Annotated in this window: 16 protein-coding genes; 10 read left to right on the top strand and 6 right to left on the bottom strand. The window is 54.0% G+C overall.

Annotated elements, in window-relative coordinates; genetic code table 11:
* The gene (locus V9K95_RS08475; RefSeq protein ID WP_115055202.1) at nt 1-1,833 is read right to left on the bottom strand and encodes a monovalent cation:proton antiporter-2 (CPA2) family protein; all 1,833 of its coding nucleotides are present in this window, start codon (nt 1,831-1,833) and stop codon (nt 1-3) included.
* Between the two features lie 143 nt (nt 1,834-1,976).
* Here V9K95_RS08475 and V9K95_RS08470 point away from each other — a divergent pair, with 143 nt between their 5' ends.
* The 6 genes from V9K95_RS08470 to lpxK are packed head-to-tail and all read left to right on the top strand — an operon-like array spanning nt 1,977 to nt 7,562.
* Nucleotides 1,977-3,320: a TldD/PmbA family protein gene (locus V9K95_RS08470; RefSeq protein WP_336440546.1), complete on the top strand. Its 1,344-nt coding sequence runs from the start codon at nt 1,977-1,979 to the stop codon at nt 3,318-3,320.
* On the top strand, nt 3,307-4,116 hold the full coding sequence (locus V9K95_RS08465; RefSeq protein ID WP_307283013.1) for a 3'(2'),5'-bisphosphate nucleotidase CysQ: 810 nt from the start codon (nt 3,307-3,309) through the stop codon (nt 4,114-4,116). The genes V9K95_RS08470 and V9K95_RS08465 overlap by 14 nt, the downstream gene beginning before the upstream one ends.
* Nucleotides 4,117-4,161: 45 nt before the next feature.
* Nucleotides 4,162-4,410 carry a DUF4170 domain-containing protein gene (locus V9K95_RS08460; RefSeq protein ID WP_115055200.1) on the top strand — a complete coding sequence of 83 codons (249 nt, stop codon included), beginning with the start codon at nt 4,162-4,164 and terminating at the stop codon, nt 4,408-4,410.
* 43 nt (nt 4,411-4,453) lie between these two features.
* A complete protein-coding gene (locus V9K95_RS08455; protein WP_115055271.1) occupies nt 4,454-5,215 on the top strand; it encodes a DUF374 domain-containing protein in 762 nt (253 codons plus the stop codon).
* On the top strand, nt 5,212-6,534 hold the full coding sequence (gene waaA / locus V9K95_RS08450) for a lipid IV(A) 3-deoxy-D-manno-octulosonic acid transferase (protein WP_336440545.1): 1,323 nt from the start codon (nt 5,212-5,214) through the stop codon (nt 6,532-6,534). The genes V9K95_RS08455 and waaA overlap by 4 nt, the downstream gene beginning before the upstream one ends.
* On the top strand, nt 6,531-7,562 hold the full coding sequence (gene lpxK, locus V9K95_RS08445) for a tetraacyldisaccharide 4'-kinase (protein WP_336440544.1): 1,032 nt from the start codon (nt 6,531-6,533) through the stop codon (nt 7,560-7,562). The genes waaA and lpxK overlap by 4 nt, the downstream gene beginning before the upstream one ends.
* Here the strand turns inward: lpxK and V9K95_RS08440 are convergent.
* The 3 genes from V9K95_RS08440 to mutL all read right to left on the bottom strand — a co-directional run bounded on the left by V9K95_RS08440 (nt 7,557) and on the right by mutL (nt 10,201).
* Entirely contained in the window at nt 7,557-8,009 is a 453-nt protein-coding gene (locus tag V9K95_RS08440) for a hypothetical protein (protein WP_336440543.1), read from the bottom strand. The genes lpxK and V9K95_RS08440 overlap by 6 nt on opposite strands.
* Nucleotides 8,006-8,242 (bottom strand): DUF2093 domain-containing protein, encoded by a 237-nt coding sequence (locus V9K95_RS08435; protein ID WP_307283027.1) that lies wholly within the window; start codon nt 8,240-8,242, stop codon nt 8,006-8,008. Before V9K95_RS08435 ends, V9K95_RS08440 begins: the two co-directional genes overlap by 4 nt.
* Before the next feature lie 96 nt (nt 8,243-8,338).
* A complete protein-coding gene (gene mutL / locus V9K95_RS08430) occupies nt 8,339-10,201 on the bottom strand; it encodes a DNA mismatch repair endonuclease MutL (RefSeq protein WP_336440732.1) in 1,863 nt (620 codons plus the stop codon).
* A gap of 147 nt (nt 10,202-10,348) precedes the next feature.
* Here mutL and V9K95_RS08425 point away from each other — a divergent pair, with 147 nt between their 5' ends.
* On the top strand, nt 10,349-11,539 hold the full coding sequence (locus V9K95_RS08425) for an acyl-CoA dehydrogenase (protein WP_336440542.1): 1,191 nt from the start codon (nt 10,349-10,351) through the stop codon (nt 11,537-11,539).
* 17 nt (nt 11,540-11,556) lie between these two features.
* Here V9K95_RS08425 and V9K95_RS08420 read toward each other — a convergent pair whose 3' ends face one another.
* Both V9K95_RS08420 and V9K95_RS08415 read right to left on the bottom strand, forming a co-directional pair.
* The gene (locus V9K95_RS08420) at nt 11,557-11,994 is read right to left on the bottom strand and encodes a cell envelope integrity protein TolA (protein ID WP_336440541.1); all 438 of its coding nucleotides are present in this window, start codon (nt 11,992-11,994) and stop codon (nt 11,557-11,559) included.
* Between the two features lie 2 nt (nt 11,995-11,996).
* Entirely contained in the window at nt 11,997-12,335 is a 339-nt protein-coding gene (locus V9K95_RS08415) for a TIGR01244 family sulfur transferase (RefSeq protein WP_336440539.1), read from the bottom strand.
* A gap of 129 nt (nt 12,336-12,464) precedes the next feature.
* Here V9K95_RS08415 and V9K95_RS08410 point away from each other — a divergent pair, with 129 nt between their 5' ends.
* From V9K95_RS08410 to V9K95_RS08400, 3 genes are all read left to right on the top strand, one after another.
* Entirely contained in the window at nt 12,465-13,361 is an 897-nt protein-coding gene (locus V9K95_RS08410) for a LysR family transcriptional regulator (RefSeq protein ID WP_336440538.1), read from the top strand.
* Between the two features lie 102 nt (nt 13,362-13,463).
* The gene (locus V9K95_RS08405; RefSeq protein WP_336440537.1) at nt 13,464-13,937 is read left to right on the top strand and encodes a formate dehydrogenase subunit gamma; all 474 of its coding nucleotides are present in this window, start codon (nt 13,464-13,466) and stop codon (nt 13,935-13,937) included.
* Nucleotides 13,934-15,490, top strand: coding sequence for a formate dehydrogenase beta subunit (locus tag V9K95_RS08400; RefSeq protein ID WP_336440536.1), 1,557 nt, complete (start codon nt 13,934-13,936; stop codon nt 15,488-15,490). Before V9K95_RS08405 ends, V9K95_RS08400 begins: the two co-directional genes overlap by 4 nt.
* Nucleotides 15,491-15,493 lie beyond the last annotated feature (3 nt).

Below are 15,493 nucleotides of genomic sequence, written 5' to 3'. Positions count from 1 at the left end.
TTATTCAGCCGGCGTTGGCACAGGTTTGGCGTCGATCTCCTCGTCCGGAACAGTGTCTATACGTTGAGCCTCGCGTGTTGGCTTGACCAAAGGCTCGGGTGTTACCGGTCGCGTAAGAAGAAGATCATTACCGGCAGACAGGCCTTCTGCCGCCTGCAGGTGTAGCCTGTCCTCATCGCGTTGGCGAATGTCCTGCACTATTTCGTAGGCGAGATCTTCGCTAACGCCGAGTTCCTCGAGCGCTCGCCGCCCGAACACCAGGCCGGATTCAAAGGTTTCACGCAGCTCATAGTGGACGCCGCGAGCGCGTAGCTTCAGCGTATGTACGCGATCGTAAGATCGTACAAAAAGCTTTATATCCGGATACTCGGCCTGAATCATTTCAACAATCTGGTTTGTCGTTTCTTTCTTATGCGTGGTGACTGCCACAATCTTGGCCCGTCTTATACCGGCAGCTTCCAGCACTTCCTTTCGGGTTCCATCGCCGAAATAGATGCGGAATCCGAATTTGCTCGCCGCGCGTATACGGTCGGCTGAGGCATCGATAACAGTAACGTCGCTGCCGCCCGCCAGAAGAATCTGCGCTGCGATCTGCCCATAGCGCGAGAAGCCGATCATCATGACGTCGGCACCAGCCCCGTCAAAGTCCTCGTCAATCTCATCCTTCTTGTTGTGATCGACCAGAAAACGATTCCCAAGGGCAACCGATAAAGGCATTGCCGCCATTGAAAGCGTTGTTACCGCAACGAGTTCTGAGGCAGCCGAACCGGTCATAAGGCCTGCTGCAGCTGCTGCCGAAAACAAGACGAAACCAAACTCACCGCCTTGTGGCAGGAAAAACGCGACACGGATCGCATCATTGTGATTGTTGCGGAATATGCGGGCGAGCAGGTAAACTACCAAAGCTTTGATTGCCATGAAAACCGGTACAGCCAAGAGAATTGCCTGCCAATTTTGCAAAATGACATCAAGGTCGAGAGACAGGCCGACAGCCATGAAGAAAAGGCCGAGGAACACGCCGCGAAAGGGTTCGATATCGGCTTCAAGCTCATGGCGATAGGAAGATTCAGCCAAGAGTACACCGGCAATGAATGCACCCATAGCCATTGATAGACCGGCAAATTGCATCAGCGTCGCCGCCCCCAGAACCACGAACAAGGCTGCGGCGATCATGACTTCGCGTGCGCCGGTATTGGCAATAAACCGGAAAAGTGGATTAAGCAGATAGCGACCAACGGCAATGATCGCTCCAACGCAGATAACGGCGATGAGAAATTTGCCCAGCGGATCTGCCTCATGCGTTGCTGAGCCCGGTGCAAGGACAGGCACCATGGCCAAAAGCGGGACGATTGCCAGGTCCTGAAACAGCAAAATTGCAAATGATGTCTGTCCGTGAGGCATGGTCGTTTCGCCGCGCTCTTCCAGAATCTGCATGGCAAAGGCTGTCGATGAGAGGGCAAGGCCAAATCCCGTGATCAAGGCGGCCTGCCAATTCATAAGGGCAAGCGCAACGATCAAGCCGGTCAAAAGAGCGCCGGTAACGATTACCTGCGCTGCGCCGAGACCAAAAATTGCATGTCGCAATGTCCAAAGACGAGATGGCTTGAGTTCAAGGCCGATGACGAAAAGCAGGAAAACCACGCCGAGTTCTGAAAAGTGAAGGACCTGTTCGCCATCCGTGATCAGATTGGCAAGGGGGCCTATCAGCAGCCCGGCGGCAAGGTAGCCAAGCACGGTCCCCAGACCGAGACGCTTGAAAAGCGGGGCCGCAATAATCGCCCCTGCAAGAAGTGCAAGTGCCTGATAGTAGAGGTTGCCGCTCTGTGAAAGCATGTGCTCGTGATCCGGACCTTAAAAAATGTTGCGCGCGTTTGCCTTGATAGACCCTGATTTGCACCATATAGGGTGGAGTACATCGTCTGGCTTTGTCAGATAAGTCCTCGCATCCTCTCATGCAATCAACCTTAGAGATGAATATGGTCGAGCCGGTAAATTCCCGCGAATTTGTAGACAGTGCCACAGCGTTGGTAGAGGCCGCAAGGCGTGCTGGTGCTGATGCGGCAGATGCCGTTGTGGTGCGCTCCCGCTCGACTGGCGTTAACGTGCGGTTGGGCAAAGTGGAGTCGACCGAATCTTCGGAAAGTGACGAATTTTCGTTGCGGGTCTTTGTCGGCCGCAAGATCGCAAGCATCTCCGCAAATACGGGTTCTGATCCCAAGATCCTGGCTGAACGAGCTGTTGCAATGGCCAAGGTTTCACCGGATGATGCTTATGAAGGATTAGCGGCAACAGAACAGCTTGTACGCAATATTCGTGATCTTGAGCTCTACGATCCAACCAATGTCGATGCCGCACAATTGACTGAAGCTGCACTTGCGGCAGAGGAAGCAGCGCTCAGCGTCGAAGGCATTACCAATTCTGGCGGCGGCTCGGCATCTGCCGGCATGGGCGGGCTGGTTCTGGTCACTTCGGGAGGTTTTGCCGGGTATTATAATGGCTCACGTTTTTCACGTTCGGTGAGTGCTATCGCAGGCACTGGAACCGCGATGGAACGCGACTATGATTTCTCGTCGCGTATTTATTATGGTGAGCTGGAAGATGCTGCCGCTATCGGACGCTCCGCTGGCGCGCGCGCTGTCAAGCGGCTGAATGCACGTCAGGCGCAGACGGGACGCGTCAATGTCGTCTACGATCCGCGCGTGGCGCGTGGCATTGCCTCGCATTTGGCGAGCGCCATCAACGGAGCATCGGTTGCCCGCAAAACCAGCTTTCTAAAAGATCGCATGGGAGAGAAAATTCTCAGCGACGCTATTTATGTCTCTGATGATCCCTTGCGGGTGCGGGGCTCTGGATCTCGCCCTTTCGACGGCGAAGGCCTTGAGGGCGTTCCATTGAACATGGTTGAAAATGGGGTGCTGAAGCACTGGTTGCTCTCCACGTCTACAGCCAAGGAATTGGGTTTGACCACGAACGGGCGCGGCACACGCTCGGGCTCGACTGTCGTGCCGTCATCTACCAATTTTGCTATCGAGCCTGGCGAAAAAACGCCGGACGAATTAATCCGCGCCGTTGGCACAGGGTTTTATGTCACGGAACTGTTTGGGCAGGGTGTTGACATGATAACCGGCCAATATAGCCGTGGCGCTAGCGGATACTGGATTGAAAACGGTGAGCTGTCTTACCCGGTAAGCGAGGTAACACTGGCATCGAATTTGAAAGAAATGTTCCTTAATTTAACGGTAGCCAATGATATTGATCGCAATTTCAGTGTTGCCAGCCCAACGCTCCTTATAGAAGGCATGACTCTTGCCGGAAAATGACCAAAACAGAGCAGATCTTGACCTGATTCGTGAGGCAGCAATAGGCGCTGGCCGCGTAGCCCTGTCCTTTTATGGGCAATCGCCCCAGATATGGCTCAAGACCGGTAATTCCCCTGTTACCGAAGCGGATCTTGCCGCGGATAAATATCTCAAGGATGTGCTGCTGACCGCACGGCCTGATTATGGCTGGATATCTGAAGAGACGCTTGATGAGCGTATAGATTCACCCAGGCAACGCTTTTTCGTTGTCGATCCAATAGATGGAACCCGTGCTTTCATCGAAGGTGTTGATGTTTGGTGCGTCAGTGTCGCCGTCATTGAGAATGGCCGTCCGGTGGCGGGCGTTCTTGAGTGTCCGGCTCGTCATGAGACGATAAGTGCCTTGCCGGGTGAGGGCGCTGATCAGAACGGCAGTCCCATCCATGCCCAGGCGGAAAGCCGGCCATTCAAAGTTGCTGCGCCGGGAGGATTTCTCAATAAGCTGCCGGAATCATTTCTTGGCTCTATTGAACGCGCCCCTCATATAGCGTCGCTTGCCTATAGGCTGGCGATGGTAGCGCGGGGCGACCTTGCTGGGACCTTCGTAAGACCGAACTCCCATGATTGGGATCTGGCGGCTGCCGATCTCATTTTGTCTGAAGCGGGCGGCAATGTCTTGACAGCAAAAGGCAAAGCACTCACCTACGGTCTGCGCAATACTCAAAGAGGCGATTACCGGCACGGCGCTTTGGTTGCGGCAAGTGGTCTACTAATGGATAACATGCTGAACATTGTAGCGGACACTGCCTTCGGTTAAACAGACTGACATCTTCCAATCTGGCAAATCATCTGGATAATAATTATGAGCGAAGAAACCTCGGATACAAAACAACTGCTGCATCTGGTTTTCGGCGGGGAGCTTAAGAAGTTAGGCGGCGTCGAGTTCCGCGATCTCGACAATCTCGATATTGTCGGAATTTATCCGAACTTCGAAACCGCACAGCGCGCCTGGAAATCCAAGGCACAGCAAACAGTCGATAATGCGCATATGCGTTATTTCATCGTCCATATGCACAAGCTGCTTGATCCGGTAACGGGCAAATCAGGTTGATCGTGTGACACGACAAAACGATGAAATGCCGACCAGCGAAATTATGTTAGCTTCCAAATCTTCGCCTAAGAAGAAAAACGGGTTGCTGAAGCGGTTCTGGCGTTCTGTCCGTGGTCCTTTGGCAAATTCGCCGGTTGTGCGGACGATGATAGTTTGGCTTATTACCCAGTTTTTCCGGCTGGTGAATGCTACAAATCCTCGGCTCGCCGGTTCGTCTGATGTCGAAGATATGAAGCGTGGCGGCGAACCTTTTATTGCGGTTGCATGGCACGGCCAGCATTTGATGGCGCCGTTTCTCATGCCCCGCAATGTCCGGTTTGTTGCAATGTTTTCGCGTAGCAAGGATGCCGAATTGAACGCGCGCGTCGCTGAAAGTTTCGGTGTTGAGATCATTCGCGGTTCAGGCGGTAGGGACCGCGCAAAGGGGGCTGAAAAAGGCGGTGCACGTGCATTGCTTGCCCTAAAAAAGGCATTGAAGGATGGCAAGACTGCTGCAATGATTGCTGATATCCCCCATGGTACGCCTCGCCAATCAGGCATAGGCGTTATTCTGCTTGCAAAATTATCGGGCCGTCCAATTCTCCCAATTTGCTACCTGACCTCGCGACGGAAAGTTCTTGAAAAGAGTTGGGATAAGACAACTGTTCCATTGCCTTTCGGCAAGTCAGGACTGATTGTCGGAGATCCGATTTTCGTTCCCCAGGATGCTGATGATGCCATGCTTGAAGCTAAGCGCGTTGAACTGACGGACAGCCTGAATGCGAATACGCTTCGCGTTCACACACTGGTGGATGGCGCGATATGAGTGAGAAGTGGGCCAGATTGGCACTCAGCACCTACCGGTGGGCGGGTGCTATAATTTTCCCCGTAGTGGGAGCCTATGTTGCTTTCCGTGCGAGCAAGGGCAAGGAAGAGCGCGGTCGTCAAGGCGAGCGCTACGGTGTTGCCAGCGTGGCTCGACCCTCTGGACCATTGGTCTGGGTTCATGCCGCCAGCGTTGGCGAAACATCGGCTGTCACGCCATTGGTCGAAGCAATCGTCGAAATGGGCATCCATGTCGTCTTGACCACCGGCACGGTGACTTCGGCGAAAATGGTTCAGGATCGTCTTGGGGATCGTGTCATTCACCAGTATGTGCCACTTGATCTCAAGCCTGCGGTTGACCGTTTCCTGACCCACTGGCAGCCTGATCTTGCGGTAATATGCGAGTCTGAAATATGGCCGATGACGATCCTCGAGCTTGGAACAAGACGTGTGCCGCAGGTTCTCGTTAATGGACGCCTGTCGGACCGTTCCTTCGCGGCGTGGAACAAGCGTGCATCGATCGCAGAGGCGCTGTTTGAAAATCTCGCTCACGTTGTCGCGCAGTCAGATGTTGACGGTGAGCGGTTCCGTACGCTTGGCGCACGGCCGGTGACAGTATCAGGCAATTTGAAGGTTGATACGGCCGTTCCGCCGGTGGACAATTCGCAATTGGCCGCACTTCAAAAGATGATCGGCCCGCGCAAGACATGGGCTGCCATCTCTACGCATCAGGGCGAAGAGGAAATCGTCGCTCAGGTGCATCAGATGCTCAAGGCCCGGCATCGCGACTTACTGACGATCCTGGTGCCCCGGCATCCGGATCGCGCTGCTGAGGTAGCAGCTCTGATAGAAACGATGGGAATGAAGGTTGCATTGCGCAGCCGAAATGATCCGATCGATGCGGACACAGATATATTCATAGGCGATACAATCGGCGATATGGGTCTTTATCTGCGGATGGCAGAGATTGCCTTCGTTGGCCGCTCTCTGACTGCGCAAGGTGGCCAAAATCCTCTTGAACCGGCTATGCTGAAATCGGCCATTCTCTCGGGTCGCAATGTGCAGAATTTCCGTGACTCCTATCAACGCTTGATCAAAAATGGCGCTGCCAAACTTGTACGCGACAAGGATATGCTGGCAGGGGCGGTAAACTACCTGTTCAACAATCCGGCAGAACGGCAGATTATGATTGATGCGGGGCTGAAGACAGTCGAGGACATGCGCGGATCACTGTCGCGAACCATGACAGCCCTTGAACCCTATTTGCAGCCTTTGGTGCTGCAGGCTCGACTCTCCAATCGCGAAAGCGCTTGGAAATGACGTCAGAAGCACCTCCATTCTGGTGGGAAAAGCCGGATTGGCGCGCGCGAGCCTTGAGTCCTCTTGCCAACATATACGGCGCAGTTGCCGGTCGCCGTCTTCGGCGCGCCAAGCCGCCATCCGTCTCTGTTCCGGTGTTATGCGTCGGTAATTTTACTGTTGGCGGTGCGGGCAAGACACCAACATCGATTGCTCTGGCCAAAGCAGCGACCTCAATGGGCCTGAAGCCAGGAATTGTATCGCGTGGCTATGGCGGTGCATTTTCCGGCTTGCACAAAGTCGACCCGGATAAAGACAGCGCGCGCCATGTTGGCGATGAGCCGATTCTGCTGGCGCGTCATGCACCCGTTGTCGTGTGCGCCGACCGCGTGGCTGGCGCGAAAGCGCTTATTGCGTCGGGTTGTGATTTCATCATCATGGATGATGGTTTTCAGAGTGCCCGCCTGCATTTTGACTATGCGCTTATGGTGGTCGATGCGGGCCGGGGAATTGGCAACGGGAAAGTCCTGCCTGCCGGGCCGCTACGAGCACCGCTCACGGACCAATTGGTCCGAACCGATGCCTTGCTCAGAATAGGCACTGCCAGCGGTGCCGACCAGCTTGTTCGCAGCGCTGCGAGGGCGGCAAAACCGATTTATGAGTCTGTGCTTCAACCACAAAACATTGCGCAGATAAAGCAGGGGCGCTTATTGGCTTTTGCTGGCATCGGCGATCCGTCCAAGTTTTTCAGGACCTTGCACGAAGCCGGACTAGATGTGGCACAGACCAAATCCTTTCCAGATCACCATCCCTATACGGATGAGGACGCTGCTGATTTGATGAAGGACGCAGCCAACGAGCAACTTACCTTGATCACGACCGCAAAGGATCACGTGAGATTGTTTGACGGAAGTGCTGTGACCAAGGAATTGGCGACGCAAACGCTCGTTCTGGATGTGGAACTTGTTTTCAGCCATCCGCAAACCGCGCATAATATTGTTCGCGATACAAGGGAACGCGCTAAGGCGCGCATCCTTAAAACTCTATAGATAGTTGCGCGTTCTGACCCTTGGCGGTGCTTCTCTCACGGGTATGTCGAGATTACGTCCGGTCGTTTGACTATATTGTCGATCATTGGTGAATGTTACCCTGCCATATTGGCGCATTTCAACGGCAAGCGAAATGCGGGGAGCGGCATGACTCGCGGGAATCTCGATCTCATAGGCAATCGGGAAATAGCCATTGCGATTCAGGGTAAAGCTTGTCGCGCCGATCTTTGGCATGGAACCTGTAACGCCACCTGTCGCATCATAAGCCGTTATGAAAACAACGGTGCTTGCACCAAGCCGGGCATAAGGCGGTCCCTGCAAATAACCGCGAATAGTCTTGGTTGGTCCGCTATAGGTCGGCGGCTCCTTGCTGGTGGCACAACCGCTAATGGTAAGGCCAATGCCGATGAGCGAAAGCAGGAGGGTTCGACGATTATACACGCTCAAGCCTTGTTCCGCTGACGCAGGTCAGGATTTTCCTGCAACTCCCGATTGAAAGAAGTATGTGCGTCCACATAGGGCTCCTGCCGCGCGACGCTCCAGTACCTCAATTCATCAATAGCAATCTTTTCCCCAGTGACGGCGCACAGGACATAGGCCCCCGGAGACAGGACTTGAAAGTCACCGTCTAGATAGCGAATTTTGGCTTCGCGAGAGCCGGGGCCTTCAAATCGGTTCATTGCATTTGTTCCAGTTCGTTCATTTACCGCTATTTACGGCTTTGCGACTTTCGCGGTCAAGGTCTGCCTGAATGGTTCCATAGAATGGAAAACGCTTTAGCGCCGGCCAAACAGCCGTTCAATATCCGTCAACTTCAGTTCAATATAGGTCGGGCGTCCGTGGTTGCACGTACCTGAACCCGGCGTTGCCTCCATTTGACGGAGTAACGCATTCATCTCGTCGGGCTTAAGCCGCCGTCCAGCCCTGACTGAACCGTGACACGCCATGGTAGCAGCCACGTGGTCGAGTATGGCTTTCAAGCCATCCGACGTGTCGTGTTCTGCAATCTCATCTGCAAGGTCTCGCACCAGCTTTTGCGTATCGATCTCGCCCAGCATGGAGGGGGTTTCGCGAACGGCGACAGCACCAGGGCCGAAAGCTTCCAGACCAAGCCCGAAGCGTTGCAGCGTTTCAGCATGGGCAACAAGCCGCCCCACATCTTCCTCGGGAAGATCGACAATCTCCGGGATAAGCAGCATCTGCGCCGCCAAAGGACGTGAGTGCAGAGCGCTTTTTAAAGCCTCATAGACGAGACGTTCATGCGCTGCATGCTGGTCAACAATAACGAGGCTGTCGTCAGTTTGTGAGACGATATAATTTGCGTGAACCTGTGCCCGGGCAGCGCCGAGCGGCATGGCAAGCAATTCTGGCGGAGCACTGATCGTGCTGGCGCGGGCATCAGCGCTTAGAGCGGCAGCGCCATCATAGAGGAATTCCTGCACGGTTTCAGCAAACCCGTTGCCGTGACTCGAGGCGCTGGCGACACTCTCAAAAGGACGGAACGGCGATTGCTGCACCGAATAGTTCAGATTACCGGGAGAGACAGTTTCCTTGCCCCATATTGGCGCTGTTGAGCGAGGTTCGAATCCGCCGCCAGGTCGAAAAGAGTGCAGCATGGCTTCAGCACCCGTGGTCGCCGCCCGAATACCGGATTGCCCGAGCGCTTCCCGTATTGCTCCAACTATCAAGCCGCGAACAAGACCAGGATCGCGAAATCGCACATCGGCTTTTGCTGGGTGGACATTCACATCGACGAGTTCCGGATCGAGATTGAGGAAAAGAACGACAACGGGGTGACGGTCGCGCGACATAACATCCGCATAAGCTCCGCGAATTGCGCCCCATATCTGCTTGTCGCGAACCGGACGGCCATTCACATAGGCGAATTGATGAAGGCTATTTGCACGATTAAAAGCAGGAATACCGGCAAAACCGCTTAGCCGAACGCCATCGCGCATTGCATCAATGCCTATGGCATTTTCTGGAAACTCTTTGCCCAACACTTGCGAGATTCGCTCCAGCATCCCCTCTGAGCCAACCCCCGTTGCGGCCATTTCAAATGGTGTCCGGTCGCTCCCGGTCATGGAAAAGCGAATATGCGGAAAGGCGATGGCAACACGTTTGACCACATCGCTGATCGCAGAGGCTTCAGCGCGGTCCGTTTTCATGAATTTGAGGCGTGCGGGTGTGGAAAAGAAAAGATCCCGCACCTCCGCGATTGTTCCGCCGTTCATGCCCGTCGGGCGCGGGCCGTCCATGCGCCCGCCATTAACGGCGATCTCAAATCCAGAATCGGCATCGGCCACACGCGACTTTAGTGACAATCGCGAAATTGAACCAATAGAAGGAAGTGCTTCGCCGCGAAAACCAAGCGCTCTGATATCGTGCACATTATCGGTCAGTTTCGACGTGCAATGGCGGGAAACCGCCAATGAAAGTTCATCGGCGGGAATGCCAGAACCATTGTCAATTATGCGGATAAGGTTCTTTCCACCGCCCGCAGTGACAATATCAATGCGTGTTGCGCCGGCATCGATTGCATTCTCAACGAGTTCTTTCACCACGCTGGCTGGCCGCTCGATAACTTCGCCCGCCGCGATCTGATTGATGATTGTTTCGGTGAGATGTTTAATGGCCATTACACAGATATAGTGGATTCGGCTGCGTATCGAAATGCGCAAATCATGCGCGTCGCTCATCATCCAAGCAAATTTTAGCAATGCCGCGATCTGGTCACCGGTGCGGATTTGATGCTAGGTCTTGTCGCCTATTTGAGGAGAATACCTATGGCAAACTCCAAGCCATCCTTTGTCTGGACGGATCCTTTTTTGTTGGAAGACCAACTGACAGAAGACGAAAGGATGATTCGCGACAGCGCGCGTAGTTTTGCCCAAAGCGAACTTCAGCCGCGTATCGAGGAAGCCTATATGCAGGAAAAGACTGATCCTGAATTATTCCGTCTTATGGGACAATCAGGATTGCTCGGGGTCACTTTGCCAGAGGAATATGGCACGGCAGGTGCGTCATATGTTGCTTACGGACTTGTTGCCCGCGAGGTGGAGCGTGTGGACAGTGGTTATCGTTCGATGATGAGCGTGCAGTCCTCCTTGGTCATGTATCCTATTTATGCCTATGGTTCGGAAGAACAGCGCAAGAAATATCTGCCGAGATTGGCGTCCGGTGAATGGATTGGTTGCTTTGGATTGACAGAACCGGATGCAGGCTCCGACCCGGCGGGTATGAAGACCCGTGCAACCAAAGTTGCGGATGGCTATAGTATTTCCGGCTCGAAGATGTGGATTTCAAATTCCCCTATTGCCGACGTTTTTGTAGTTTGGGCCAAGTCCGACGCGCATGACGGCCAGATCAAGGGATTCGTGCTGGAGAAAGGCATGAAGGGGCTTTCCGCACCAAAGATTGACGGCAAGCTTTCCCTTCGCGCTTCGATCACCGGCGAGATTGTCATGGATGGCGTTATTGTTGGAGAAGAACAGTTGCTGCCGAATGTGGCTGGTCTGAAAGGTCCATTCGGATGCCTTAATCGCGCTCGCTACGGCATTTCCTGGGGTGTCATGGGTGCCGCTGAAGATTGTTGGCAGCGCACGGTACAATATGGCCTCGACCGTAAGCAGTTCGGTCGACCACTGGCTGCCACACAGCTTTTCCAGAAGAAGTTTGCCGATATGCAGACCGAAATTACGCTTGGTTTGCAGGCTTCATTGCGCGTTGGCCGTCTCATGGACGAGGACCGCATGGCGCCGGAAATGATCAGCCTGGTTAAACGCAATAATTGCGGCAAGGCCTTGGACATCGCGCGCATGGCTCGCGATATGCATGGCGGCAATGGAATCCAGATCGGCTACCATGTCATGCGGCACTCGCAAAATCTCGAAACGGTGAATACTTATGAAGGTACGCACGATGTGCATGCTCTCATTCTGGGTCGTGCACAGACCGGCATTCAGGCGTTTTTCTAGTCAGTGAAAACCGGCAATTACAGCGAAGACGGCTGAAAGTTAAGTATAATTGTTCGAAGGTTTTCATAAGAACCGGGATTATCTTTTACCGTTTTGAAGGGTGCGCAGCGCTTGATGGCGCGCACGGCGCTTAGAGCAAGCTGTTTGCCTATGGTGCCCTTTCCGGTCTTCAAAACTTTGGGGTCTTTGAGTAGCGTCCCGTCTTTCCCGACGCTAACAGCTACCTTTATTTCTGGCAGAGTATCACCCCGCTTGAAGATGGGCTGAACCCAGCACGCCTGAATCTCTTGCTTCAACCGATCTTCGACAGTGCCGCTCGCCAGCGGCATTTGAGCGCTGTTTTCCAGCATATTATCTATATCGTCGGCAGAAAATGGTTTCTCCTGTGCGCTGCCAGCAACAACGGGCAGCGTCATAAAGAAGACCACAGTCAGCGTGCCGAACAGGCGCACCAACTCTAACCCTTCTGCTGTTGCACAATCCCGTAAATATTGGTTGAGCGGGCGCCTGAGCGACAATAGGCGAGAACCGGGCCTTCAGCTTGTTCAAGCGCGGAAGCCATGGCATCGACATCATCTTGCGTTAGCTGTCCGGCTATAATCGGTACGTAATAAACGGGAATACCGGCCTTTTCTGCGACTTTGGCGATCTCTGCAAAATCTGGCTGGTCTGGCGACTCGCCATCCGGCCGATTGCAGATGAGCGCGCCGTAGCCAGCGGCAACGATATCGCGAACGTCGTCTGGTGAAATCTGACCCGTCACGGCGTAGCGATCGTCAATCTGACGAATATCCATTTTCATGTCCTTGGAAATCGTGGATGTTGAGCGCAACATACATCAAACAAAACTCTTTGCCAGACCAAAGCGGCCCAGCATTAGAAGGCTTGCTCATTTGCTCTAGAGTCTTTGTGGAGGAGAGTCTGGATGATCGACAAGTTGGAATTTTTTATCGCATTGGCTCGCCATAAGCATTTTGGCCGCGCTGCGGAAGAATGCGGTGTGACACAGCCGACGCTTTCAGCAGCAATTCGTCAGCTTGAAAATACGCTGGGCGCTGTTCTTGTTCAGCGCGGCTCGCGGTTCAATGGTTTGACATCCGAGGGCCAGCGCGTGCTCGAATGGGCGCGGCGAATTGTTGGCGACACGAAAACAATGCGTGAAGAAATCCGCGCAGCGCATTTTGGACTGGCCGGACACCTGAAGATTGCCGCCATTCCAACCGCATTGGCCATGGTGTCCAAGCTCACCACGCCTTTCAGAGAGAAGCACCCCGATGTCACCTTTTCCATTACGTCGCGAACATCATTGGAAGTCTTGACGCTGCTCAGTAATTTCGAGATCGATGCCGGTATTAGTTATCTTGATAATGAACCTCTCGGGCGTGTGACCTCGGTCCCGCTTTATTCCGAGCGCTATCAATTGATTACTGCGGCGGGCAATACCTATTCGGACAGGACGTCCGTCACATGGGCCGAGGTGGGTCAACTGCCCCTATGTTTGCTTACGAAAGATATGCAGAACCGCCGGCTTATCAACAAGCACTTGCAGGATGCTGGGGTGGAGGTTCACCCGACACTCGAATCCAATTCGATGATTGTCCTCTTTTCCCATATCCGCACCGGAAAATGGGTTAGCATCATGCCGCTGAATCTTTCTGAGACTCTGGGTTTTGCCGAGCCAATTCGTTCCATTCCGATTGTGGAGCCTGATGCGCGTCATTTGGTGGGATTGGTCACAGCAGATCGGGAGCCTTACACGCCGCTTGTATCAGCCCTCCTTCATGAGGCACGCGCTTTGGCACTCACAATGGAAGTTTTTTGATAGAAATATTCTATCGTTCAACGAGACAATGATATTGATTATATATCAGTTTTTTGATCTGTTCTAAGTCACGAGGAGAAATTAGGGAGGGCGCTGCACAAAATGCAGAGCGCAAGTACCAATATCGCAGCTAGAGCGATAGGCATTATCGATCAATTCAAGGGCAGAGACGGGCCGCTATTACCCATCTTGCACGAGTTGCAGGGTGAGTTTGGTTATGTGCCACAGGAAACGCTTCCTTTGATCGCACATGCCCTCAATATTTCCCGTGCCGAAGTTCACGGCGTATTTTCATTTTATCATGATTATCGCGATCATCCAGGTGGCCGACATGTCCTGAAGCTTTGCCGGGCTGAAGCCTGTCAATCAATGGGCGGCGATGCATTGGCGGACCGCGCGCGCCAGTTGCTTGGCATTGACTGGCATGGCACCACGACAGATGGCGCGGTAACGCTCGAACCGGTTTACTGCCTTGGCCTGTGCGCCTGTGCGCCTGCCGCGATGTTGGATGGCGAAGTTATTGGTCGCCTGGACGCTGAGCGCCTCGATGAAATTGCTGCGGAGGTGCGGCTATGAGCATCACCTTCTATGTCCCGCGTGATTCCGGTGCCTTGGCACTCGGCGCTGAAAAAGTCGCAAAGACGCTCGAAAACGAAATCACCGCACGCAAGCTGGATGCAAAAATCATACGCAATGGATCGCGTGGCATGTACTGGCTTGAGCCGATGGTCGAGGTCGAAACGCCCGGCGGCCGTGTAGCCTATGGGCCCGTCAAGGCCTCTGACGTTGCAGCCTTGCTCGATGGCGGGTTGGCCGAGGGCAGGGTGCATCCGCTTTGGCTTGGTCTTACAGAGCATCTCCCGTTCTTGTCCAAACAGACACGCCTGACATTTGCGCGTTGTGGCATCACTGATCCAGTCTCGCTTGATGATTATCGCGCCCATGACGGCTTGAAGGGGCTGCAGAACGCTCTGACCTTGTCGCGGGCCGAGATCGTGGCTCAGGTAACCGAATCCGGACTGCGCGGACGCGGAGGTGCTGGCTTTCCGACCGGCATCAAATGGAAAACGGTGCTCGATACTTTGGCGCCGCAAAAATATATTGTCTGCAATGCGGATGAGGGCGATAGCGGCACTTTTGCTGATCGTATGATCATGGAAGGCGATCCCTTTGTTCTCATCGAGGGCATGGCGATTGCCGGCATCGCCGTTGAGGCGACCAAGGGCTACATCTACATTCGTTCTGAGTATCCGCATGCCATTGCAGTAATGAATGAAGCCATCGAAGTTGCGCGGAAGGCTGGAGTACTGGGAGCCTCTGTGCTCGGTTCGTCATATGTTTTCGATATCGAGGTTCGCGTCGGCGCCGGGGCCTATGTCTGCGGCGAAGAAACGGCTTTGCTTGAAAGTCTTGAAGGGCGTCGCGGTATCGTACGCGCCAAGCCACCGCTTCCCGCGCATAAGGGCCTGTTTGGCAAACCTACCGTCATCAATAATGTGATTTCCTTGGCCTCGGTGCCTGTTATCATGGACAGGGGGGCGGCGTTCTACAAAGATTTCGGCATGGGCCGCTCACGTGGCACCATTCCGCTGCAAATAGCTGGCAACGTCAAATATGCCGGGCTTTTTGAGGCTGCCTTTGGTCTTACTCTTGGTGAGATCGTGGATGATATTGGCGGCGGCACTGCCACGGGCCGTCCGGTAAAAGCGGTGCAGGTCGGCGGTCCACTGGGTGCTTATTTCCCACGTTCGCTTTTCGACACGCCGTTTGACTACGAAGCCTTTGCAGCCAAGGACGGTCTTATCGGTCACGCCGGATTGGTCGTCTTTGACGACAGTGTCGATATGCTGAAACAGGCACGCTTTGCCATGGAATTCTGCGCTGTGGAATCCTGTGGCAAGTGTACGCCATGCCGTATCGGTTCTACCCGCGGCGTTGAGGTTGTGGATCGCCTTTCAGCCAATATCGAGCCGGAAAAGCAAATCGCGGTTCTCACTGATCTTTGCAATACGATGAAATTCGGCTCGCTCTGTGCCTTGGGCGGTTTCACACCTTATCCCGTTATGAGCGCTCTTAATCATTTTCCTGAAGATTTTCGCCCGGCACCAATTGCCGTTGCGGCGGAATAGGAG

The sequence above is a fragment of the Phyllobacterium sp. CCNWLW183 genome, assembly GCF_037203775.1.
Taxonomy (GTDB): Bacteria; Pseudomonadota; Alphaproteobacteria; order Rhizobiales; family Rhizobiaceae; genus Phyllobacterium; species Phyllobacterium ifriqiyense.
The sequence above is the reverse complement of the archived record's forward strand: the minus strand, read 5'-3'. Positions and strand labels throughout refer to the sequence as shown.